General features: G+C 46.4%; 19 protein-coding genes. 1 reads left to right on the forward strand and 18 read right to left on the reverse strand.

Going from position 1 to position 25,391, the window contains the following annotated elements:
* From DWW90_RS20705 to DWW90_RS01525, 7 genes are all read right to left on the reverse strand, one after another.
* Positions 1 to 238: hypothetical protein (locus tag DWW90_RS20705; protein ID WP_233547625.1), on the reverse strand; the 238-nt coding region annotated here is incomplete at its 3' end.
* Between the two features lie 779 nt (positions 239 to 1,017).
* Positions 1,018 to 2,670 carry a PCMD domain-containing protein gene (locus DWW90_RS01500; RefSeq protein ID WP_122343737.1) on the reverse strand — a complete coding sequence of 551 codons (1,653 nt, stop codon included), beginning with the start codon at positions 2,668 to 2,670 and terminating at the stop codon, positions 1,018 to 1,020.
* Positions 2,671 to 2,681: 11 nt separating this feature from the next.
* Positions 2,682 to 3,422, reverse strand: a complete 741-nt coding sequence (locus tag DWW90_RS01505; RefSeq protein WP_199659136.1) for a hypothetical protein — start codon at positions 3,420 to 3,422, stop codon at positions 2,682 to 2,684.
* A 9-nt stretch (positions 3,423 to 3,431) separates the two neighbouring features.
* Positions 3,432 to 5,603, reverse strand: a complete 2,172-nt coding sequence (locus DWW90_RS01510) for a PCMD domain-containing protein (protein ID WP_158582794.1) — start codon at positions 5,601 to 5,603, stop codon at positions 3,432 to 3,434.
* 8 nt (positions 5,604 to 5,611) lie between these two features.
* Positions 5,612 to 6,862 carry a DUF4493 domain-containing protein gene (locus DWW90_RS01515; protein ID WP_122343739.1) on the reverse strand — a complete coding sequence of 417 codons (1,251 nt, stop codon included), beginning with the start codon at positions 6,860 to 6,862 and terminating at the stop codon, positions 5,612 to 5,614.
* The gene (locus DWW90_RS01520; protein WP_158582796.1) at positions 6,859 to 7,521 is read right to left on the reverse strand and encodes a DUF4493 domain-containing protein; all 663 of its coding nucleotides are present in this window, start codon (positions 7,519 to 7,521) and stop codon (positions 6,859 to 6,861) included. The genes DWW90_RS01515 and DWW90_RS01520 overlap by 4 nt, the downstream gene beginning before the upstream one ends.
* Positions 7,522 to 7,582: 61 nt before the next feature.
* A complete protein-coding gene (locus DWW90_RS01525) occupies positions 7,583 to 10,243 on the reverse strand; it encodes a DUF4493 domain-containing protein (RefSeq protein ID WP_122343741.1) in 2,661 nt (886 codons plus the stop codon).
* A gap of 260 nt (positions 10,244 to 10,503) precedes the next feature.
* Between DWW90_RS01525 and DWW90_RS01530 the strand changes: the two genes are divergently transcribed.
* Positions 10,504 to 11,352 (forward strand): AraC family transcriptional regulator, encoded by an 849-nt coding sequence (locus DWW90_RS01530; RefSeq protein WP_115498311.1) that lies wholly within the window; start codon positions 10,504 to 10,506, stop codon positions 11,350 to 11,352.
* Here DWW90_RS01530 and DWW90_RS01535 read toward each other — a convergent pair.
* From DWW90_RS01535 to DWW90_RS01585, 11 genes are all read right to left on the reverse strand, one after another.
* A complete protein-coding gene (locus DWW90_RS01535; protein WP_122343742.1) occupies positions 11,349 to 13,913 on the reverse strand; it encodes a glycoside hydrolase family 38 C-terminal domain-containing protein in 2,565 nt (854 codons plus the stop codon). The two genes, DWW90_RS01530 and DWW90_RS01535, sit on opposite strands and share 4 nt — an antisense overlap.
* Positions 13,914 to 13,947: 34 nt before the next feature.
* A complete protein-coding gene (locus DWW90_RS01540; protein ID WP_122343743.1) occupies positions 13,948 to 15,327 on the reverse strand; it encodes an aldo/keto reductase in 1,380 nt (459 codons plus the stop codon).
* 21 nt (positions 15,328 to 15,348) lie between these two features.
* Complete coding sequence (locus tag DWW90_RS01545; protein WP_122343744.1) at positions 15,349 to 16,863, reverse strand: 4Fe-4S binding protein; 1,515 nt, start codon at positions 16,861 to 16,863, stop codon at positions 15,349 to 15,351.
* Positions 16,864 to 16,977: 114 nt separating this feature from the next.
* On the reverse strand, positions 16,978 to 17,730 hold the full coding sequence (locus DWW90_RS01550) for a LytTR family DNA-binding domain-containing protein (protein ID WP_115498307.1): 753 nt from the start codon (positions 17,728 to 17,730) through the stop codon (positions 16,978 to 16,980).
* 7 nt (positions 17,731 to 17,737) lie between these two features.
* On the reverse strand, positions 17,738 to 18,760 hold the full coding sequence (locus DWW90_RS01555; protein ID WP_115498306.1) for a sensor histidine kinase: 1,023 nt from the start codon (positions 18,758 to 18,760) through the stop codon (positions 17,738 to 17,740).
* Between the two features lie 106 nt (positions 18,761 to 18,866).
* A complete protein-coding gene (locus DWW90_RS01560; RefSeq protein WP_115498305.1) occupies positions 18,867 to 20,405 on the reverse strand; it encodes a YifB family Mg chelatase-like AAA ATPase in 1,539 nt (512 codons plus the stop codon).
* A 63-nt stretch (positions 20,406 to 20,468) separates the two neighbouring features.
* The gene (locus tag DWW90_RS01565; protein ID WP_199662156.1) at positions 20,469 to 21,575 is read right to left on the reverse strand and encodes a TlpA disulfide reductase family protein; all 1,107 of its coding nucleotides are present in this window, start codon (positions 21,573 to 21,575) and stop codon (positions 20,469 to 20,471) included.
* Between the two features lie 150 nt (positions 21,576 to 21,725).
* The gene (pckA, locus tag DWW90_RS01570) at positions 21,726 to 23,333 is read right to left on the reverse strand and encodes a phosphoenolpyruvate carboxykinase (ATP) (protein ID WP_115498303.1); all 1,608 of its coding nucleotides are present in this window, start codon (positions 23,331 to 23,333) and stop codon (positions 21,726 to 21,728) included.
* Between the two features lie 237 nt (positions 23,334 to 23,570).
* Positions 23,571 to 23,984: a DUF86 domain-containing protein gene (locus tag DWW90_RS01575; protein WP_115498302.1), complete on the reverse strand. Its 414-nt coding sequence runs from the start codon at positions 23,982 to 23,984 to the stop codon at positions 23,571 to 23,573.
* Complete coding sequence (locus DWW90_RS01580) at positions 23,968 to 24,261, reverse strand: nucleotidyltransferase family protein (protein WP_115498376.1); 294 nt, start codon at positions 24,259 to 24,261, stop codon at positions 23,968 to 23,970. The genes DWW90_RS01575 and DWW90_RS01580 overlap by 17 nt, the downstream gene beginning before the upstream one ends.
* A gap of 113 nt (positions 24,262 to 24,374) precedes the next feature.
* Entirely contained in the window at positions 24,375 to 25,391 is a 1,017-nt protein-coding gene (locus DWW90_RS01585; protein WP_122343746.1) for a 2-oxoacid:ferredoxin oxidoreductase subunit beta, read from the reverse strand.

Genomic DNA, 25,391 nt, shown 5'->3' on the forward strand with positions numbered 1-25,391 from the left:
GCTCTGAAGGTTGACTTCGTGCTATATGAAGTCCGACTTCAGAGCGATAAAGTTCCGGGTTAGAGCGATAAAGTCCCTCTTCATGGCGATAAGGTTCCGGATCATAGGAAAAAGCTCCTTTTTGACGGCTGAAAAGTGATTTGACATTTGTTTGAATTAGGGTGCCTTTCGAGATCAAAAAACACGTTTTATACAATAAGCCCCCTGCCGCAGGCTCTCTTTTGCCGTTTCGTTTCAACGAACGGTTTTAGAGCTTAGAGGCAGAGCCTCTTCCTCTGTGGGCTTCAGCCCCTTTAATAGAGATTGCCTGTAGATATTTGAAAGGGGTTCAAACCCACAGAGGAATCCGACAAAGCCGGGAATTTATCAACCCGTTGATTGAAATCAACGGCAAAAGAGAGCCTGCGGCAGGGGAGCTTATTGTAAAAAACGCATTTTTCGAGCTCAGGAGACATCCGAAACAAAACAAATGTTAATCCGCTTTTTTGACCTCAAAAAGGGACTTTTTCGCCTTTCTTGAGCGTTTTCAACAATTACGACCGTCCTCTTTGCCATTACGACCGTGCTAATGTGTAGTGCACTCGGCACCTCGCGGGGATTAGGACGGTCGTAATGGCGAGTTGAACGGTCGTAATTGGAAAGAGGACCGTTTTCAGGGCAAAAAAGCACCTGAAATTCCTTGGGATATTTAGGACGCCGTCCGTTTTATTTTCAAATATTCGATTCTCCGGGAGTTAAGGTTTATCACATTGTCGGTGTTTTTGGTTTTTGCCAATCAAATTGCACGTTTTTTAGGATGACCTTGGCAGCCCATTCCGTCCGGTGTCAGCCGGAGTGGGTAAAACCGTGAAAAGAGTCAATCCAAAATCGATCAAGATTTCGGACGAAATAGAAAAACGGCCGAAAAGGGGGTTATTGTATTTTTCTTTATTTGTAGGAGGTTCAAAATTTGGCATATTTGAAACAATAAATCATCATTTAGAGGGGAGATGAAGGATTGAAGGGTTTTTGTCCTATTTATTCAAAAACCAGTTCACATTCATCTAACAACAGGACACTACTTGTACTGCCGGTGAAGTAATCCCCGTACTTACTTGCTGAAGCGACGATCAGGATATAAGTCGGCTTTGTCGAATAATCCCGGTATTCCAACGGGATCGTGAAAGCGGTATAATCCTTTACGGTCTCGCCGGAGACCAGTTCGCCGTAAGCCACCATCGTCTCATTGTTCCACGTACGATCGACAAACACGCCATTGCTCGTGCTGACCGGGAAGGGTTTATCCCAGGTAAACAGTCCGATATAAATATGACAGGAATCCTGACGGTCTTTCAATTCCTCATAAGGAGCTTTCGCTTTGTCTATCGTTCCGGCATTATATTTATAATAGCCTTTCAGGGCTGAAGGACGGGACGTATAAGGACGGCCGAAGTTGAGCGAGGCGCCACTCAGTCCTTCCACCTTCCCGAATGTTCCGGTGTAAAGGCTCCCGGCAGCAAATACGCCTGCGACAGTTTTACTTTCCAACCGCGCGGCTTTCCCTTTCACAACGTCATTCGTTTCGGGTGAGGTCGGATTCGCTTCTCCGACCGAGTTAGAGCCTTTGTTTCCCGAATCCCAGAAATAATTGGCCTCTGTCAAATCCTTATTGGCATACCAGCTTTTCCCGTCCTTATACCAATCATCAAAAGAAAGATTCGGAACAAGCTCTACTGCTTCTGTCGTAAAGGTTTGCACTCCGTCGCTTTTTCCATCTACCGTCAACTCATATTCGTATGTACTGCCCGGCTTCAGATGCGTGAAAGTCAACAGGAAGGTGCCGTCTTCGCGGATCTCGATCTCATTGGATAATACATTCTCCCACTCTCCTTCTCCCCCGGCTTTTGTCGTTGTGTCAACCGTACGGTAACGGGCCGAGACCTGCCCTGTCTTGGTTGTTCCTTCGATATAGACACGCTTCGACCATGCGGAGACGGTGTTTGTCTGCACGTCATCGCCCGGATGGAGAACGCTGACCGTCCATGTTTCCGTTTCGCCGAATGCAGCAACCGTAAAGGTCTGGGGACGCCGGAAGTCATGAACCGTTTCAGGTAGAGGGGTTGTGACAGCAATTGAACTGCCTAACTGCAACGTCTCGATCTCAATATTGGAGAATGTAGGTTGAGCCGCTTCATCCACATAGATGACAATCTGTTTATTATGCTCATCGACCAGAGGTGTCCCGACCTGGTTCTTTACTTTGATGATCCGGTTAATGTCGTGCTCTACCGAGACCGTCCACAAATAATCCTGATAGATACGAAGCAGGAAAGAAACCGGCTTCTTGAAATTCATCCGCGTATTCACCGTCCCCGGCAAGCTGTCGACCGAAGAGAAGCCGGTATCGGGGAAATGGACAAAGTCAAGGCATGACGACGAATCAGGTATCACAGTCGCACCAGCAGTCACTTCCAGCGTCCTGACCTGTACATTTCTCAGGTCGAGCGTATCCGCGACTTTCACCGTTACCGTGTTCATCTCGCCATTGATCTTGGCTGTGACCATTCCTTCCACGTCGATCTTTTCTATCTCGGCCTTTATCCTCGGATAAGGAATATCATTTTCTATACAACTCTGAAGAAGAGTTGCTATCCCGATCAAGAGGTATATCCATATTTCCTTTCTATACATCGTAACTCAGTTTAAAGGTAGAAGACAATACCCAAATCGATAGACAACAGATTAATCTTAAAATTGGCGGAACTTGATCGGCGAGAGCCTTTATACACCTGATCCTTCGTCTGATCGTACCATTTAAAGTCCAGCCCCGCCACATTTACGGAAGCCTCTACCGCCGAAAAATCATTGATAAAGACCGTCAGTCCGGGAGCCACGCCGATATTCAGCGAATGTTTCAACTGATGCATCCCGCTCAGGTCCAGGTCGGTCCCGGTGGTAGACTTGCTTGTCGAATACCCGTATGTCACCCTTGCTTCATTGAAAAGGCCGAAGCGTTTGCTATCGCCCAGGTTCAGGTATGTCCTAAGAAAGACTGCTCCCGAAAAGGTGTTGGACACATCATGGTAGTCCTCCACCTGAAAACTCAGGTCGTCGCCCAACGACAGGTCGATATTATCCAGTTTCGTGTAAGAACGGGAATAGGCAAACCGGCCGCCGATACTGATATTATTGCGGATCGCATAACTCACTAACGGAGTCACCTTGAATGTATACCCTTCACTGTTTATATCTTTCAGGACGGATAGGAACTCAAAATTATCGTCCACATGCTCGGAATAGGAGAAAGTCGTCCCCACCATCCATTGCCCTTTCGGTATAAATGTTTTCATCACGATCCCGCGGTCGTATTTGGCTTCTTTGGCTGTTTTCGAGAAAGCGACCAATGGCAACATACAAAATATAAATACTATTATCCTTTTCATTCGCATCTTTTACTCAACAGGATCATCAAACAATAATTCAAACTCATCAAGTAACAAGACACTACTTGTACTTCCTGTAAAATAATCTCCATACTTACTGGCAGAAGCCACAATCAGAATATATGTGGGTTTCACCTCAGGATGACGATATTTAATATCAATTGCAATCTCAGTATAGGCCGAGACGGTCGTATTACTTTTGAACTCACCGAAAGCGACAATTCTTTCATCGGATAAATCAACAAAAGAACCTGTATTCGTATTGACAGGATATGCCGAACTCCAATTACACAAAGCGACGTAAATGTGACAACTATCCTGATCGTCTTTCTTGATAAAATCTTTCTTCGTATTAGTTATCTTACCCGAATTATATTTATAATAGCCTTTCAATTTTGTCGGATGCCCGGTGTACGGATGTCCAAAGTTTAGAGAAGCTCCGCTCAACCCTTCTACTTTTCCGAAAGTTCCGGTAAATAGGCTTCCTGCCGCAAATACACCCGCAACAGCTGTACTGCCTAACCTTGCAGCTTTCCCCTTTTTAACATCGGATTCTTCGGGAGATGTCGGATTATTCTCTCCAATAGTATTCGCACCCTGATTACCGGAATCCCACCAGAAACTACTGTTACCACGGTCTGAAGTTGCATTCGGGAACCAATTCTTACCATTTTTCGTCCATTCATCAAAGCTTAAATTCGGTACAGTGAACTTACCATTAACCCCTTCGGTTGTAAAAGGAATAACCACGCCTTCGGATTCTCCGGCAACCGCTTTGAACTCATAGTCCGTATTCATAGGTAAATCTTTGATAATGGCATAAAATTCATATCCATTCTCTGTTTCCCTAATATCGGATGATGCGACAGACACAGATTGCCATGCCGAATCATCGTCCCCTGCTTTCCTGAACTTAAATCCCAGATCTGTATTATCTCCTGCCAATCCTTTCAAGTAGGCACGATATGGCCAAGGTGTCGGTTCCAATGTTTGAACGGCAACATCCGGTCTTAGGCGAACAGTGAGAGATTCTTCTATTTGCTGTCCCAATATATCGCGGACAATAACCGTTATTTCATTGACAATCGGTCCATGTTCGGCCCACAGCGGTTCATCAAACGGATTATCTCTCAACAAACCATTTAAATCTATTACAACCGTTTTCGTATTATCATCGATGGGCGTACACATAATACCGACACTACTTAGCAAACTCTTTACATTATCATCCAGCTTTGTCAAATCCCAATAACCGGACACACCTTTTTGATCAAAATAATCCGATTTCAGACTTAACGCAACAAGAGACAAGCCTGTCTTTTCTGATGACACATTAATTTGCAAATGTTCATCTCCTGCTTTGCCGGCAACAACATTTACTAAATGCTCTTCGGTGATTTTAGATGCATCAATATTTATCTTCGGAACATTCCGCCCATAATCATCCGTAAAGACAGGAACATTCAATGTACATTCAATATCGTTCGTTTCTTCGTTCACCGTTATGTCAAAGTCTCCACCCGCTTCCGGACTTTCCGGCTCTTCACCGATCGAGAAAGTCAGACGGTAATGCTCACGCGCTTTTGTATCCGGTATCTCTTTTACTATTTTGTAAGCGGTACCATCGTTATTGACTAAATTCAGCGTTACGTTCAGTTTACCCGGAGCGAAATAGCCAGCACGCTTCTCATCCTCTTCAAAGGTCAATTCGCCACTGGCATTACCGATTGTCGCTTTATATCCGGTAAAGAATTTCTTTAGCATATCCGAATAATTCACTGTTACCTTGACATTTGCCAGCGTACAAACGACCTCAGACTCCTTTATAGTCGATTTCACCACATCTATCGTGTCTACACCAAAATAGAAAGGTTTGTCAAAAGCAGCCTTACCCGAATGCAGCAGACTGGCTTTTACATGATATTGGCCTACAGCGAGAGTAATCTTTTCATTCCCCGGATCCGTTTTATAATTCTCGAAATATTTTACAGTATCGCCGGTAGAAGCTTTACAGATCGCAACACTCATCGGCAAACTATCACTTTCTGCGGCTTTTGTCACCAAAGTATAATCCACCGACGGATTCACACAGAGGAAACCTGTCTCCAACAAGCTCTCTTTCTCCTCACAAGAAGGAAAGAGAATCAGCATTACAAGCAGACAATATATATATTGCTTCATATTCATACTTATTTGATAATTACGGTCAACGTTTTAGACAGGTTATTACTCTTACTGTCGGTAATCGTGACATCAAATTTATATGTACCTGGACCACCCAACATTCCCATAAACCCGGTTACATCCAAAGCATATTCCGAATCACCTGCCAACGGACGTACTAACCCGACTCCATCCAAAATGGTTTTTATCTCTTCCGTAGGATTAACCAAATCAAACGGGTTCTCCTTCCCTAATATCGCCTCCAGTTCCGGAGCGATTATCTTCACCAAAACTTTCGACAAACCGGCTGGAGCCTTTATCACAACTTTTACCGGCACACTGTTGGCATTAGCCTCTGTCTCTGTCATTTCAATCGGAGAATCGAGTCCGTTACCCGTTATTGTAATCGCGGCATCCTCTCCCGGTTCACCCGTTCCCTCATCCGGATCGGGAGGAAGGGCAGGGGCTTCAATGTCAATCACTGTATCGCGGTCGTGCATCGTGATGTCGACCGTGATGCCGGGTTTCATAATCTGGTCGATCACGGAATCTACACTCATGTCGATACCCAACACGACATTATACAAGGCGTTGGGGCGGGCTTCCTCTATCTTATGTTTGGAAATTACATCCAGGCCCTTCACGGTCGTCGCATTGATTGTCAGATGGATATTATTATTTGAGCGGAAATAGGCCACACGCTGTTCCTTCTTGTCCAACGTCAAAGCTCCTACCCCGTTTGTCACGATAGCGGCATAATCATCTTTGAACACTTTCAGAAAATCTTCCGTATAATCGATGTTTACTTTGGCGTTCTGCAGGCTGCAATCGGTCTTGATCGAGCTGACGACTCCCGGTTCTATCCGGCAAACCGTATCTCCGACAAAATAGGGTGCATCAAAAGCGGCCTCATACAGTTTGCCCCATGTGGCACGGACCGTGTACAGACCCTCTTTTAGCAGCAGTTCGTCAGCATCCTGATATTCACGATAGGAGTCGAAACTACGGACTACTGTTCCCGTCGAGTCAATAATCTGGATGTTAAAGTCGTTCACATCGACTGTTGCAGCCACATCGGCCTTAGCTTTTGTTTCCTGCGTATCGGTCTCCGGACGCAGATTCAATTTAAGATCCAGAGCACCTGTTACCGTCGGATCAACCGGTACCTCTCCCGGATTGCCGGGTTTCAAACCTCCGGTCAGTTCCTTCTTCATCTCACAGGAGGTCAGTCCGCCCAAGAGCGAAAAAAGCAGAATGATATATGCTATTGTCCTCATAATACCTGTACTGATTTTACTGTAGGTGTTTCTTTATAGGCATCCAATGTCACAATCAGATGATCGCCGGCTTTCAGTTCCTGTTCCACACCATCTTCCAGATGCTTCAGATCACCGGCAAAATCGACCCGTGTCCCGAACTCTTTTGCCGTTCCCGTCACATGCACCGTGAACAACTGGCTTACGGTAAAGAAGCCGGAACGTGTTTCACTTTTCGTAAAAAGCAATTCCGCCCTGCTGTTTGTCACCGTCACTTTAAAGTCAGGATTGATCATATTCAAAAACGCATCTGTATACTTCAACGACACTTTAATGCTTTGATGCGTACAATGCAGCTTCACTTCGGTAACCGTATTTTCTTCAATGACAAACTCTTTCTGCCCTCTATAGCAAGGGCTGTCGAAGGCTGCTTCGGGAAGATCGCCGGAAGAGGCTTCGGCCATATAAGTGCCTACCGGAAGCAATAAAGGCATGCCTTCCTTTTTCAGTTCGGCAAAGGTGTCGAAGTTCTGCTTTATCGGCTGCCCGCCGGCATCTTTTATCACGATGTGGAAGGTATCGACATCTACGGTAGATGTCGATTTCATTATGGCAGGGATGTCAGTTCCGCTCTTGGTGTCCATGAGGAGGGAGAGGGAACCGTGCTGATTATATTGCATATTTTCTTGTTGGCAAGAAAATAAAATGCAGATTAATAAAAAAGACAAATATTTAATCTCATTACTCATATTTCAACTGAATATTATCTATATATAATTTACTACCAATATGGACCGACCCTGAAGAGAATATACTTGCATCAAACACTAAATTCACATTACTACTCTTACTGCCAACAACCTCACCTGATTTCACCAATATATACACATGAGTCGCCTTAGAAAGTTTTTTAAACCAATTATAATTAATTATTACCTCATCCATTTTAAATTCCTCTTGTCTGCCACCTATTGTCTTAATACATCGCCCCAGTATCTCATCATCATTTGCAACTACCACTTCCACTGTAAATTGGTCATCCGATTTATATGGATAATATTTATAGGAAAAATAGACACCATATGGTTTAGATTCAAAGCTATATCCATCTCCTAAGGTATATCCTGGATTCTCATTATATTTCCCTAAATACAGAAACCCAGGATCCACATTATGATCATTTACATTTCCTGCCGAAGCTGAGCCTGCAGCAGTAACCCCACTACCCCAAGCAATTGTTTGCAACAATGCTGAATATCCAGAAACCGCATCACTACCAGAAGCTTGTAATGTTCCTGAACTTGATGCATATGCATACTTGCTATTTGGAGATGTCGTTTTGGGATTCAATGTATTCCAAGCAGGATTAGTTTCTCCTTGATTATAGGGATACCATTTCTTCCATTTTCCTCCATTTCCATTTTCACTATACCAATCTTCAATACCAGATATATTAGCTGGTAAATAAACCTCTTTTTCTGTCGTAAACGTCATCTCCCCCGAAATATGCTTTCCATACTTCGCCCGGACCCTGTACTGTGTTTCCGGCTTAAGCCCCGTTACCACAGCAGAGGCGACATCCTCTTTTATCGAAACTTCGCCATCGATCCGTTCTTTTGTGAGGTCTTTCCATTGTCCATCCTCATATAACTGGAAAGATAATTTCTCTGCATCACCTGTTGTTGTCTTGGCTCTCAGCACAGCACGTTTGGCAAAGGCATCTCCATTCTCTTCCGTATCGCCGTTCATTGACATTTCAAACTTAGGAGGAATCAGATCTACGATAAATGTTTTCACATCTTCGTAAGTCGAACCATCAAATTCAGTTCGGACAGTGAGTTCATATTCGTATCGCTTTATGTTGTCATCATCCAGTATCAAAGCTGAAATAAGCTCTTTCAAGTTTACATAAGGAGTCGAAGCACTTAAATCATATTTCACACCCGCAACAGATTCGCCTGCAAGCAAATTATACTCACGTGATGTTCCCGTTGCATCCGTTATTTTCAGCATGCAGGCAGAAAGCGTTGTACTCGATTTGATTGTCGCTTTAAATTCAGAATCATTCTTTATACCATCGCTATACACAATGCCACCTTCCGTTACACGAATAACCTGCGAACTGATAAAACCATCCGAAAACAAGATCTTCGGAGCTACATCCGGTATCATCTTCACGCTTAGCGTCAAAGGTCTACTCACATGAGGATTCACCAGCGAATCTGTCACGATAAGCTGATAATTATATTGTTTCACCTCTGTTTTGCCTTCTTCTATACGAGGAAGTTTTTCTACTACAGGCTTGAAGTCTAATGTCACCTGCTTCTTATGCCAAATTTCGGGGAGATTAAAGCCTTTAGCCGTTAAGTTCATCTTTTCCCCATCACTCAAATGAGCCAGGTCGTACTCCATGGCCTTCCCTTCATCTTCCCATATTGACAATTTGCAATTCTCGATAGTTCCGGGAACATACATCTTTACATTTGCCTCTGTCACCACGTCACTTGCTCCCAGAACGATCGGGTCCGCATGCGCAAACCCATGCGCCTCTAATAACGCCGCATCTACGGGAAGCATATAATCCGGAATATACACATAAACAGGCTTTTCCTCTGTCTCTTCATTAATCGTAACTTTCACCGTCAGCCCCTGATCCGGACGTGTATTAGGGGTAGAGTTAAAGGTGAGCATCACATTGTCTTTGGGTTTTACGGAGGGGATTGTTACGGTAAACTGCTTTACTTCGCCAGTATCAGGCTTTACGGTCAAAATCCCTTTCAGATCCTCTCCCTCTGTATTTACCTGAAACCATCCGGAACGTGCTTCATCCTGCACAAACTCAAAAGGTTCTGTCGTATGGGAGGTTTCTATGCCAAGTGTATATGTGGGATAAACGACTTTGAAACTATCCGTATACGCAACCGTCACCCGCGCATTTGCCAACGAACAAGTCACATCCAGCTTGGTTGTCATGTTTTCCTTAATAATGAAATCCGACACACCCTCAAAACGGGGAGCCTCGAAAGCGGCCGCCTTCAGTTCGCCCATAGAGGCACGAATCCGGTAGTTACCCCGCTCCAACTCTACAAGATCCGGCATATCCTCATAATGCTCGAAAGAAGAGACGACTGTCTCCTCCTCTCCTTGCAGAATTTCTATCTTATAGAGGTTCGTGTTGAGATAAGGGGTCAGGTCCGGCAAAACAGCCTTCGTCAGTACCTGGCTTCCCTGAATACCGGCAGTATCAGCCGAAAGTCCAAACTGCAACAGGCCGGGATGCTCAAACACCCCTGCTTTTTCCGAATCACATGAAAATATAGATATCAACAGAACGAAAACACTCCCAATCAGGAACATGACTTTTCCTACGGAGCACATTTTACAAAGATTCTTGTCCTTCATAAACAGCCTATCAGCCTTTAAATAACATACCCTATACTAAAAACGGTGCAAAATAACGACAACTCGCAAATTCCTACAAGGTCTATTTATCCGATTACGTGTCCTATTTTTTAGACATTACGGAATTATACAGACTGAAAACGGACTAATAAGTTGCAGTTCTCAACCTTTTCCATTTACTTTATGTCCTATTTTTCAATACTTGTATAGATTTTCCGCAAAATCCGTTTATCTTTGCGAAGGAGATAATAAACACAAATATGGAGAACGACATTCCTAAAATAGACCTTCCCGAGGATTGGATCATCGGAAATCTTACTCATAACGATATCGGTTTGCTCAGCCTGTATGCCAATTATCCGTGCCGGTTGAAAGCGGAGATATTCGTGCTTTGCATGCAAGGGGAAATTGAAGCCTCTGTCAATCTGACGCGCAAGCAGGTGAAGCCGGGCAGCTTTATCACGATATTGCCGGGTACGATTTTACAAATACACAAGGTGGAGGGGGATTTGCAGATTTATTTTATGGGATTCTCGTCGGATTTTATCGAACATTCCAATATCGGTAAATCGGCAATGGATATGCTTTATGCAGTCAAAGACAACCCGATCATCGAGTTGAAAGAACAGCACGCGCAACTGTTGAAAGACTACTTCTCATTGCTTCTTAAAACATACGAGGTTTGTGGCTCCCGGTTAAACAAAGATATTCTGAACCACCTTCTGTCCGGAATACTGATGGGAGTGGGCGCCATGCACAAGGACAAAATCCAAAGCAAGGCAAACATATCCAAAGCCGAACAGATCAGTAAGAACTTCAGCCGCCTGGTGATGCAGAACTATACCACGCAACGAAACGTTGCGTGGTATGCCAAAAAGCTTGGCATAACTGCGGCACACCTCAGTACGATCGTCAAACAGACAACCGGTAAAACCTGTGTCGAGATCATTACCCTGATGGTGATTATGGATGCCAAAACACAGTTGAAATCGACAAACCTGAGCATCCACGATATCGCCTATTCGCTGAACTTCACCAACATGTCCTTCTTCGGCAAATATTTCAAACGCAATGTCGGAATGGGGCCGTTGGAATACAGAAACAGTTAGAAGATATCGCTTATTTTCAATGTCCTTATTCCATACCGGGGGATGGAGAGCGTGACGGATGAAGCTTTGTTCTTCTTGGACACAGCCAAATCTCCCGCCGGACGTCCGTCCAGTTCCACCAGGCAAGCCTTCATATCTTCCACCAAGAAGGTCAGCGTTTTGGGGGCTTGGTTTCCTTGTGCATTAAACAGGCGGACATACAGGTCGTTCCCCTTGCAGGTCATGGACACCAGCTCATATGCATGATCTTCTATCCGGAAGAAAGAACCAGAGTCGGGAGAAGAATCGCCGGTAAGGGTTGCCAACAGCGGTTCATTGCGCCGCTCGCCCCATGTCCACAGGCGGCTCTTTTCCCATGTGCCGGTGTGGGGCATGATGGCGTAGGTGATCTCCGTTGGACGGGTGATATCATAATCCCTTCCCCAAAGACCTTTTCCGGCATATTGAAGATCTAACGAGAGCGGGAAATCCTGTCCGTGTGCATAAGAGGTGGTATGGTCGGTGAAAAGAGCCAGACCGTACGGCTTATTCCGGCTTCCCAAATCGACCCAGTTCAGGATAAGGTTGTTCTTGATACTGTCCCAGCGGTTGAAGAAAGTGTTCTCCAGACGGCTTTCGCAAACATCGAAAGGCGCATTCTTATAAATCTGTTGTTCCGGAAGGTTGACAGGGAAATGCACTAACAGCTTGTAGCGGTCATCATAAAAAGCTTTCCGGGGATCTTTCGAATCAAACGGGATACCCGGTTCACCGATATGCGGATTGCCTTTCCAATCTAACTTCACACGCATCTCGATACGCGGATCGCCCTGCACCAGGCGGATGGTTTGCGTAAACGGATGATTGCCGATCCGGCCCTCTATCGCAACAGTGGCAAACAGGGGTCCCTGTTCGACTATCCGGACTTTTGCCGGCTGTTCCGTACTGGAGATAAACCGTCCTTCGTCCACGAAATAACCGCGCATTTCATTGAAACTACGTTCATCCGTCCGGTCGACATACTCGTACCCCCGGGCCTTCGCTGACTTCAGGCTGCGTATAATTCCTCCCCGGGACGGGTCGATAACCAAGGCGTATAAATCACTTTCCAGCAGATAGGTACCATCCGCGTTTTGTGTGATCCGGGGACCGTTCGTCTTTGCAGGCTCCGCTTTGCGAAGGGCGTACGAGGCGTAACCGGCAGAAGGGACTTGTGCCCGGAAGAACAACCGGGTATGTCCGTTTTCCGTAACCAGCTGCGCAGGATAGGTCTTGCCTTTTCTGTCGGCTACCACCCATTTGTCATTTGCCCAGGCATCGGGGACCTCGACGAAGACAAGTTCATCGCGGTCTGTCGCTAACGTGTTATAGACACGCACGGCCGTCTGTCCCTTTTCGGTCATCAAACCGAGCGCTTCCCGGATGACCTCGCGGCTGATCCGGTTTGTCGAAGCAGTCCAGTCCGTGACTGTTTCCGCCCAGTTCTTGTTATCCTTTAAATTATTGTACGGGACAATCCAGCAATCGTGGTGTTGCGACAACAGAAGTGTCCGCCATCCTTCGTCAATCTGTCCGGCAGGCCATTCCATGCCTTTATACAAACGTCCGTAAGCCGCCATTTTCTCAGCCTGCACGATTGCGTTTTCCGAGGTACGCACTTCCGTTGCCAGGCGTTGCATGACCTGGGTTCCCCACATCAAGCCGGGCAAGAAATCTTCCTGCGTCGCGTGCCAGTCGTCCGTAGTCGTTCCGACAGAACAGTTCCGGATATAATCGCGCCAGGTCTTATAGGCCGTCGGCGTGTAATAAGCGGAAGTATCCCGTCCCAGCCAGGGCCCGTTATCCCAACCATGGCTCCAGGCAGCATCCTGGATGCACATTCCCACCGGATTCCCGATACCTGCTGCCAGGCATTTACGTATATATTCTTTCGAATTGTAGCTGGCAACAGATGTCCAGGTCGAGTTGGGCGACAAATTCTCGCAGGCATAGCGGGGAACAGTGAGCAACTTCGTGCCGTCCGGTCCCACCCAGTTCACCAGTTCCCCACCGTAAGCATTGACATATCCGCCCCACATCGTGTTCGGGTTCTTGGTGGAAGCGTACGAAAAACCGAAAGACTTCAGGATCATAGGCAGACAGCTCGTAAAGCAAGGCTCTTCAGCCGAATAAGTAGTGAATACAGCTTCCGGAAAATGTTTCCGTATCAGCTGCATCCCATATTCAAACTGACGGATCGTGCTTTCGCCCGAAGTGCCGAAGAAATAACTTTGCGCATACGTCGGATTAACATATTCGATCCGCCCGGTCTCCACCGACTGGTCTTTGAACAAGCGCTTAAAGGCGGCATATCCTTCGGGGTCGCGTTGCTTGACCACGTCCCACGACTCAGGTTCGATCTCGAGGTTCACGCGCCAATCCGGATTCTGGCGCAATTTGAGGGCGATAAAAGCGGTCTGTCCGACCGGATAATGCCCGTAGATTCCACCATGATATCCGTCTATAAAATAGGCTTGCTGGGCGGATACCCAACCGGGAATCAGAATCAGGACGACGAGCAGTGCAATTAGTTTTTTCTTCATGGTCTATTCCTGTTTAATGAGATGATTTCCGGTTTTACAGCGTCTCCTGCCTCAACTGTTCAACAAACTTATCGATGCGCTGCAACTCTTTCGGTATGTCGATCGATTGGGGACAATGCTCGTTGCACTGGTCGCACCCGACGCAATGATCGGCCTGGCGCAATTTCGGCACGCTGCGGTCGTAGCCCACCAGGAAGGCACGGCGCGCTTTCCGGTAGTTCTCGTCCGTCCGGCTTTTCGGGACATTTCCTTCGTTCACACACTTATTATAGTGAAGCAGCACGGCCGGGATATCGATCGCATACGGGCACGGCATACAATACTTGCAGTCATTACAAGGGATTGTCGGATATTTGATCATCAATTGCGCCGTCTCTTCCAGGAAGTCTTTTTCCGCATCGGTAAGCGGAACCAGCGGGGAATAAGTACGGATATTATCCTGCAAATGCTCCATATAGGTCATACCGCTCAATGCCGTCAGTACCAGTTCGGGAGAACCGGCAAAGCGGAAAGCCCACGACGCAACGCTGTCCTCGGGACGCTGTTCCTTCAAACGCATCATGATATGCTGGGGAACGTTCGACAGGCGGCCACCCAACAACGGTTCCATGATAATGGCGGGTATATTCCGTTTTTCCAACTCCTGATACAGATATTCGCCGTTTACATTGTTTCCCGTGGCATGACGCCAGTCGACATAATTCATCTGTATCTGCACGAAGTCCCAATGCACCGTGTCGTGCAAAGCCAGCACTTCGTCAAAGACATCCGGCTTCCCGTGGAATGACCAGCCCAAGTGACGGATACGTCCCGCTTCACGTTCCTTCATCACGAAGTCGAGCATCCCGTTGTTGATGTAGCGTTCGTTGAACATCTTCATTCCTCCGCCGCCGATAGAGTGGAGCAGGTAGTAATCCAGATAGTCCGTTTGCAGTTCGTTCAGTGAGCGGCGGTACATGGCGATCGAGTTCTCGCGCGTATAGTTCGAGAAGTTCGACAGTTTGGTCGCCAGATAATACGATTCGCGCGGATGACGGCTCAGGGCGATCCCCGTAGCTTTCTCCGACCAGCCCTGCACGTAGACGGGGGCCGTATCGAAATAGTTCACACCATGGGCAATGGCATAGTCGACCAGTTCGTTGACCGCATCCTGATCGATCAGATCGCCTTTTCCGTCGGGGGAAGGGATTGTCGGCCAGCGCATACAACCATAGCCCAGCAGGGAAACCTTATCATCTCCCAAGCTGGGGAACGAACGGTAAGTCATCTTGTCGGTCGGGACAGGCGAAGAGCCCTTGCTGCCGGAACCTTTTTGATCTTTCGGGGCACAGCCGTAAAGGGCGGCTGTCGTCGTCGCAGCCGTGATGCCTACAATATTCAGAAAATCACGGCGGTTGATATATTGATCTTTCATAGATTTATTCTTTAAAACGGATTATATAACTCGATGCCTTTCATGGCCTTCCACATAGATAGCCGTCAGCGGGCGCGAAGGACAAAGGTTCTCGCAAGCGCCGCAACCGATGCATCGTTCGACATTGATAGCCGGTATCTTCAAGGATTTCGGATCGGCAGGGTCGGATGCCACCATCTCGATCGCATTCGTCGGACAATGGCGGGAACAGTTGCCGCACTCGACACCATCGGTGATCGGCACACAGTTAGCCTTCACCCATACGGCATGGCCGATCTGGACAGACGACTTATCCTCTTTCGTGATCGGCAGGATCGCTCCCGCCGGACATACCTCGGAGCATTTCGTACATTCGGGACGGCAATAGCCGCGCTCGTAAGACATCTCCGGTTGCATCAGGGTCATCAGGCCGCCGGAAGGGCGCAACACATGGCTGGGACAGACCGAAACGCACAACTGGCAAGCGGTGCAATGCTGTCTCATGTTGCGTATGCTTTGTGCACCGGGCGGGACGATAGGCGTCAGCCGTTCCTGTTCTTTCCGTTCTTTGATCGGCGCCAGTCCGCCGTCTCTTTTCATCTCGACCTCTTCCACCTTCTTTTCCTGCGCTTTCAACGCACCGCCCATAAGTACGAGGGCTGTTGTCGACAAGGCTCTGCGGCGGGAAAGGTTTGTTTTGTCTTCCGCTGCCGGCCGGTCCGTTTCCTGCTTTTTCGCTTTCCATACCGGGGCATACGAAAGCGCATTCTTGCGGCAAACATCCAGGCAGTTCATGCAGACAACACAACGGCTGCCGTCCACTTTATGCTGCTTGCCGTCGATACAGGCTGCCTTGCATTGGCGGGTACAGAGGCCGCAACTGTTGCATTTCTCCGTATCGATCGTGATGCGATAGAGGGAAAAGCGGGAGATGAAGCCCAACACTGTCCCCACCGGACAGATCGTATTGCAGTACGTACGCCCGTTCCGCCAGGCCAAGACGAAAAGCACGACCACCGTAGCGACCGCAACTAAAAGCGTCGGCAGGCTCTTCATCCAGACATCCACCTCGTAGAAAGCGTAGCTGTCCATCCGTTCCGCCAGATAGGCCAACAAATTGTTTCCCCACATCCAAAGCGGCTGGAGCAAGCTGTTGGCAATACGCCCGTAGGCACTGTAAGGCGCCAGCAAAGCGACAAAGGAACCGACCCCCGCCACTAAAGCCGCCACAAAAACAGCCAGCACTCCATAGCGCAGCCAGGAAAGCGCAGGCGAATAGGAATAGGGCAACTTCTTCCCTTTCCTGCCGAACCTCGCAATCACATCCTGAAAAACACCTAACGGACAAATCACGGAGCAGTAAATACGTCCGAACACCAGCGTCAGGAGAATTAAAAGTAACACAACACCCACATTCAATGCCAGCACGGCAGGCAAGAACTGGATCTTGGCAAGCCATCCGAACCATCCGTGCAACGTCCCCGTAAAGTCGAGGAACAGTAGTGTGATAAGCACGAAACACAACGTGGCCGCCATTAGTCTAATCTTTCTTAACATCGCGTATCTCATTATTGGTTAAAAATATAACTACAAAGATGCAAAATTTCTACTTTACATATACACAGGCACTTCACCAAAACGAAAAAAAGGTGGATCATCGCGAAATGCCGCTCAGTCGCTCACCAACCACGACTTGAATTCGGAAGCCTTGTTCTTGCTTACATAGATACGTTCGGGGACTTCCACATCCAGGGTCACCAGCAGACGGTTATCGAACCAGACCGTTATGTCGGAGATACTGTCTCTGTTGACGATAAACTGTTTGTTCGCCCGGATAAAGTCCGCCGGATCGAGCGAAGGCATGATCTGTTCGAGTGTCTTGGAATAAGGATATTGCGTCCCGTCTTTCAAATAGATGCATGTGCTTTTGTCGGAGGTATAGAAACAGGAGACCTCTTTCAGGTTGACCGGCAACAGCTTGTCTTTATAGGGAACCAGCAGTTTATCCTTGTATTTGGGGGCAGGCGCCAACCGTGCCAATTGGGACAGGTATTGGAGAATATCCTGCCGGTTCAGCTTGCCGTATTTGGCCAGTGCATGCCGGATGTCTTCCACCTTTATCGGTTTCAGCAGGTAATCGATACTGTTCACCTTAAACGCCTCTATCGCATAGCGGTCGTAGGCGGTCGTGAACACGATCGGCGTCTCGAGCTCGATCTTGTCAAAAATGTTGAACGCCGAGCCGTCCGACAAATGGATATCCATAAAAATCAGCTCCGGGGCAGGATTCTCCTGAAGCCAGTGGACAGTCTGCGTGACGCTTTCCGTATTCCCGGCAATCCGGATATCCGGTGCCACCTCTTTCAATATATCCACCAGGTTCTCATAAGCAGCAGTTTCGTCTTCTACAATCAATACTCTCATACGGCTTTCATTTTAAAGGAAGATAAACGCGGAAGGTCTCTTCTGTGGACTCTATCCGTATCTGCCTGTCCATCAACAGGGCAAAACGGCTTTCCAGGTTCTTCAGCCCGGTACCGTTCGTATCGGGGATGGATAGCTTCGGATAGACCGGATTCGAGACGACCAATTCGTCCAGTTCGTTGAGCACAATCGAAATCTCCATCTTATGCTCGCTATCTATCGTGTTATGTACAACTACGTTATCGACCAATGGCAACAAAGAAAGAACGGGCAACATCAGCCGGTCCTTCCGTTCCTCATCCACCCGGACGGAAAAGACCAGTTTGTTGGCAAAGCGGACTTCCATCACATATTGGAAGGAAAGCATAAACTCCAGCTCCTCCCGCAAGGAGACCAGTCCCTTCCTGTCGCTCTGAAGGATATACCGGAAGATGTCGGACAACTGATAGACATACATCAGCGTCTTCTCGTCATCCTTCTTGCGGATCAGAGCGGATATCCCGTTCAGCGAATTAAAGAAGAAGTGCGGATTGATCTGATTGGCAAGCGCGTCGCACCGGCTCTGCAGGTTCTCGAAACGCAGGCGCTCGATCTCCGACTCCTTTTCCCGCTGCCTGGAATAGAGCATCGATATATATCCGATAAACGTACAAAGGAAGCAGGTCACGAAAAACTGGAAGATCAGGATGCTGCCCAACGCATCCGTATGAATCCCCATGGAAGAGACTCCGTATGAAACAGAGGCATAGATCAGATAGGCAACCAGCGAAAACAGGAAATTACGCATCAACCGTTGCCGGAACAGGGCGGCCGGCATCTTCTTCAGATTATAGTGTATCAGAAGACAGATCAGCCCCCAAAAGAAAAAAAAGCGGTAGACAAAAAACGCAAGAAAGCCGGCGTGTTCGGATGCTTTGAGGAATCTCAGTTCCCAGGGAATACAGGCGATGTTGGGATATACGATAAACACCGCACTGATCAGGCCGACCAGTGGAAGCTTCCGGGTAATATAAATGTCGAACGAATCCATAACATCTTCTTTTCAGTAACAAAGGAAAAGAAAATAATCATTACTTTACCTGCTTAAAGAAGGAAAACGAAAAAAAGAAGCATAAAGACGAAGCGAAAGAAAATTCTTACTGTCCCCATGTCTCCCGGTCCAGGTTACGATAGTTGATTGCTTCCGCCAGATGGCGTGCTTCAATACTTGGAGAGGCTTCGAGGTCGGCAATGGTACGGGATACCTTTAAAATACGGTCATAGGCCCGGGCAGACAAGTTGAGACGTTGCATCGCCACTTTCAGCAGGGAGAGGCCGGCAGCATCCGGCACGGCATATTCGTGGAGCAGTTTGGAGGTCATCTGCGCATTGCTGTAAATACCTTCACAACCGGCAAAACGCTTTTCCTGAATGGCACGGGCTTGCATCACCCGTTCACGGATCGCTTCGCTGGATTCGGAGGGACGCTGTTCGGAAATCTTCTCAAAGGGGACAGGTACGACTTCTATCTGGATATCGATACGATCCAACAAGGGACCGGAAACACGGTTCATATATTTCTGGACAGCACCCGGTGAACAGAGGCATGGACGATCGGGATGATTATAATAACCGCATGGACAAGGATTCATAGAGGCCACCAACATAAAATTTGCCGGATAATCGACAGAGAAACGGGCACGGGAAACCGTGATCGTCCGGTCTTCCAAAGGTTGCCGCATGACTTCGAGGACACTCCTGTTGAACTCCGGCAGCTCATCAAGAAACAAAACACCGTTATGCGCCAGACTGATCTCTCCCGGCTGAGGGAAAGCGCCTCCGCCAACCATTGCCACATTCGAAATCGTATGGTGAGGGGAACGGAACGGACGTTGTGTCATCAAAGAGGTCTCCAGACCTATTTTTCCGGCGACTGAATGTATTTTGGTTGTTTCCAGCGACTCCTGTAAGGTAAAAGGGGGTAAAATAGATGGGAGGCGTTTGGCAAGCATCGATTTTCCGCTGCCCGGCGGGCCGATCAGGATCAGATTGTGGCCACCGGCTGCCGCCACTTCCATCGCACGCTTCACGTTTTCCTGTCCACGCACATCTGAAAAATCAGATTCAAACTGCAACTGGCGGGCGTAGAACTCTTCGCGCGTGTTGACAACAGTTGGCTCCAAATCCCGCTTCCCGGCAATAAACTCGATTACCTCTTTAATTGTAGAGGCGCCATATACTTCCAAATCATTGACAACAGCCGCTTCCCGTGCATTCTGCTTAGGCACGATAAAGCCTTTGAAACCTTCCTCCCGGGCCTTAATCGCAATCGGAAGTACCCCTTTGACCGGTTGCAGGCTACCATCAAGCGACAGTTCACCCATCATCAGAAACTGGTCCAGACGAGAAGCATCCAATGCTTCTGCAGCGGCCAAAATACCGATTGCAAGCGGCAGGTCATACGCAGAACCTTCCTTCCGAATATCGGCAGGAGCCATATTAATCACGATACGGTTACGGGGGAATTTATAGCCACTCACCTGAAGGGCTGAAATGATACGTTCATGACTTTCACGGACAGCTACATCCGGAAGACCTACCAAAAAGAATTGGATACCTTTTGTGCAATTCACTTCGATCGTAACGATCGTTGCCGATATACCCTGCACGGCGGCAGCATAAGACTTGACTAACATAGTTAAGAATTTTGAATTATAAATTATGACTTATAGACTAAGAATCAATGAATAGTAAATCCATTATTCTATTAAGTTTTCCAGTGTGTGCTTGATCTCCATTCCATTATCCGTTTTCAGAATAATCTTCCCTTCTTCATCAATCAAGAAGCAACGGGGTAGAGCACTTACATTATATAAATCGACCAACATAGCCGCTTGTCCGGCTGAGTCAGTAACCAAATTCCAATCGATACTGTCTTTTGCAAGGACTTTACGAACTTCACTCTGATTGTCATCCAAACTAATCAACAACATATCCACTTTGTCCTTCGGATATTTTGTTGCGACTTTATCCAAATACAGATCTTCCGTCTGGCACATATCGCACCAGGGAGCCGTAAAGGCAAGCAATAAATATCTTTGGGGGAAAGAATCCAGGCTAACAGGCGCTCCATATATGTTTTTCACATTAAATCCCGGAGCTTCTGCTCCTAAAGCTGTACGCTTTGCCCGTGCACTATATTCCTGTAGCTTCTGTACCAGATAAAAATCCTTCAATTTAGGATTCAACACGGCCAGCAGTTCATCCATCCGCCTTGTATCATCCGGATGCATAAAATAATTCTGGATCAATATCACAGAAGCTTCCTCATCCGGATATTTCTTAACGGCAGCTGCGACTTCCTCACTCAACAAATGATTCACATTCGCCAGACGAGAAGCGACATCTGTCTCTTCTATCGTATTGTTAACGCTCTCCTTACCTCTATTATGAAGTTGATGAATCAGATCAGCCTGCTCTTTCAACAAAGAGGCCAATTCTTTTTTTATGGCTGAAAGACGATCGTTTATGTGTCCTCCTTTCACGCGCAGCATAGTCGGGTAATTGGCATCACCGGTAATTGTCACCTTCTCCCCTTTTTCAGGATAAACAGTGACCCAATGTGTCTTATCCTCAAAGAAAATTGTGACTTCCCGGAAATCACCTTGTTTTCGTTCTATCAGGAATTGACCCGATTTCTCGCAAATGACAGTGTCTACCGCCTTTATATCATCATTCTCAAAAACGGCATATAAGGTCTGATCTTCCAGATTGGTCAGTTTGCCCTCTATCCGGTAAGCAATATCTTCGCCACATGATGACAAAGACACAATAAATCCTACGATCAGCAATAAACGTTTTATCATTTTATACCTCACATCCCACATTAACAGATAATTTGGTGTAAAGATAGAAATAGATTTTAAAACATCCTAACATTTATGCTAAAATTAATGTATATATACAAAAAAAGCGCAGAACCGAAGTCCTGCGCTTTATAGTCGTTATGTATGTAATTACAATTTCGGACCAGCAGCAACCAGCTTCTTACCAGCTTCGTTACCTGTAAACTTAGCAAAGTTCTTGATGAAACGACCAGCCAAATCTTTAGCTTTTTCGTCCCACTGAGCAGCGTCAGCATAAGTATCACGCGGATCAAGGATATTCGGATCAACACCCGGCAATTCTGTCGGTACAACGAAATCGAAGTACGGGATAACTTTTGTCGGAGCTTTGTCGATTGAACCGTCCAAGATAGCATCGATGATACCACGAGTATCGCGGATAGAGATACGTTTGCCAGAACCATTCCAACCTGTGTTAACCAAATAAGCCTTAGCACCAGTCTTTTCCATCTTCTTAACCAGTTCTTCAGCATATTTTGTCGGGTGCAATGACAAGAAAGCAGCACCGAAGCAAGCTGAGAAAGTAGGAGTCGGTTCAGTGATACCACGTTCTGTTCCAGCCAATTTAGCTGTAAAACCAGACAGGAAGTAGTACTGAGCCTGTTCCGGGTTCAGGATAGATACCGGAGGCAATACACCGAATGCGTCAGCAGACAGGAAGATAACCTGTTGTGCGTGCGGGCCTTTAGAAACCGGTTTAACAATGTTTTCGATGTGATAGATCGGATAAGAAACACGAGTGTTTTCTGTTACGCTCTTATCAGCGAAGTCGATCTTACCGTCAGCAGCAACTGTAACGTTTTCCAGAAGAGCGTCACGTTTGATAGCAGCATAGATATCCGGTTCGCTTTCTTTATCCAAGTTGATAACTTTAGCGTAGCAACCACCTTCATAGTTGAATACACCTTCGTCATCCCATCCGTGTTCGTCATCACCGATCAACTTACGTTTCGGGTCTGTAGACAAAGTAGTCTTACCTGTACCAGACAAACCGAAGAAGATAGCAGAGCTTGTACCTTCCATGTTTGTGTTAGCAGAGCAGTGCATTGAAGCGATACCACGCAACGGGTTCATGTAGTTCATGATAGAGAACATACCTTTCTTCATTTCACCACCGTACCAAGTGTTCAGGATAACCTGTTCTTTAGTCTTCAGGTTGAAAACTGTAGCAGTTTCAGAGTTCAAGCCTAATTCTTTGTAGTTGTCAACTTTTGCTTTAGAAGCGTTGAAACATACGAAATCAGGTTCTCCGTAGTTAGCCAGTTCTTCAGCTGTCGGACGGATGAACATGTTAGTTACGAAATGTGCCTGCCATGCTACTTCCATGATGAAACGTACTTTCATACGAGTTGCTTCGTTAGCGCCACAGAAAGTATCAACAACGAACAGACGTTTGCCTGACAATTCTTTTACAGCTTTAGCTTTCAGATCAGCCCAAGCTTCTTCAGAACAAGGCTTGTTATCGTTTTTATATTCTTCAGAAGTCCACCATACTGAATCTTCGCTGGCTTCGTTCTTTACGAAAAATTTATCTTTAGGAGAACGACCTGTATAAACACCAGTCATTACGTTTACAGCACCCAGTTCAGTTACCTGACCTTTTTCAAAGCCTTCTAAACCTGGTTTTGTTTCTTCTGCGAACAGAACGTCATAAGACGGATTGTGAAGAACTTCCTTCACGTCTTTAATTCCGTACTTGCTTAAATCTAATGTAGCCATCTTGTAATTAATTTAATTGATTGACTTTATATAACTTTTTCTCTCTACTCTATTAAAACCACAAGGCTCATCATCATTGTTTTTTTACTTGCTGTTCCCTCGCCTTGTTAATCGCGGTACAAAAGTAATACAAATTTTCATAGTACATACCGTATTAAGGAAATTTTTCAGTAATAATTACACTTTTCCAGGCTGTTAACATTAAACCCCGTCATTTTGCAATCTATAGTTTACAAATCAGACCTTTTCTTGAAAAATAGCATCGTGTTTACCTGCATTTAGATCATCAGCGATACGATGAAGTACAGCCAATAAAGGGGATAAATTATGTTTGACGATATTAAGTATTTCATTTGGATCAACAGACGCATATTCATGTGAAATTAAGTTTCTCAAACCAAACACACTACGCCATGGTATTTCCGGATATTGTTTCAATAACAGTCCCTTCGTTGCAACATCTATCTGTTTTATCATTTCACCAATAACTTGAAGGCGCATAGTTGTTGCATCAAACAGATCCACGCCTGAAGGAGTTAATAAAAAATCATTGACTCCTTCAATGCAAGAAGTGCGTTCTAAAGTAAACTCTGCCTTCTCGCTGATAAAAGACAAATGTTCTAAAATAAAAGATTTAGATATAGATCGCATCACGTTTTATATTTTGTTGAAGCAAAGCACGCATAGTTTCAAAGATAGGGATTAAATCAATTTTAGTATGAAACAAATGTTCCAATTCTTCCTTAATTTTCATGCGAACAAAAAAATCAGGAATCCGCAACTTCACAAACACATCAATATCACTATCCTCATTCTGTTCTCCACGGGCAACACTACCGAAAAGGCCAAGCATTTCTATCCCGTACTTCTCTGCGGAACGGGCTTTATAATCGCGCAATATTTCTACAATTTCGGCTGTTGTCTTCATATCTATACCCTTTTGTTTCACAAAGATACACAATTTATACAAGAAAAGCTGCAAACAGCCGGATTATTTTTCCGGCGCCTGCAGCTTCGTATTGTCATTTGAGATAGGGTTTCTTACTTCACTTCCCAGATTTCCCCGCTCATCAGGAAATCCTGCAGTTTGCGGGTCGGGGTCTTAGCCTGGACTTCAGCGATCTGCTGGTGGACAGCTTCATCATAAGTCGGGCCTTCGACATCACGGATCACACCTAAAGCAACCGGCATATCGCCGCTCATCATGGCAAGCATCATGTGCAAAGTGTTATCTTTTTCATGTGCATCGTGTACCAGCACATCGTCCAGTGTATAACCATCCTGTCCGATTGTTACAGCTTTCAGCTTCAGACCTTCCAACACAATACCTTTTTCGTTGTCCTTACCGAACAGCATCTTTTCACCGTGACGCAGGAAAATCGTACGGTCGGCACGAAATTCTTTGTCGACAATCTTTTTATGGATACCATCGTTGAAGATCACGCAGTTTACGAGCACTTCCGTAACGGAAGCCCCTTTATGGCGGGCTGAAGCAACGAGCACTTCTGTCGTATTCTTCAGATCCACATCGATCGCACGTGCAAAGAAGTTACCGCGGGCGCCCAATGCCAGTTCTGCCGGCACAAACGGGTCTTCCACCGTTCCATAAGGAGAACTCTTGGATACAAAACCACGGTCGGAAGTCGGTGAATATTGTCCTTTCGTCAGACCATAGATCTTATTGTTAAACAAAACGATGTTCAAATCGATGTTACGGCGTACGGCATGGATAAAATGGTTACCACCGATAGCCAGACAGTCTCCATCACCGGTAATCAACCAGACGCTTAAGTCCGGGCGAGCCGTCTTCACGCCGGTAGCAATAGCAGCGCCACGTCCGTGAATGGTATGGAAGCCGTATGTATTCATATAATAAGGTAAACGGGAAGAACACCCGATACCCGAGATTACAGCCATATCATGAGGAGCCACTCCTACTTCGGCCATTGCTTTGTGCAAGCAGTTCAACACGGCATGGTCTCCGCAACCCGGACACCAGCGTACATATTGATCGCTCTTATAATCTTTCGGTTGAAATTTTACTTCTTCAGTTGCCAT

Source organism: Parabacteroides sp. AF17-28 (assembly GCF_003479205.1).
Taxonomy (GTDB): Bacteria; Bacteroidota; Bacteroidia; order Bacteroidales; family Tannerellaceae; genus Parabacteroides; species Parabacteroides acidifaciens.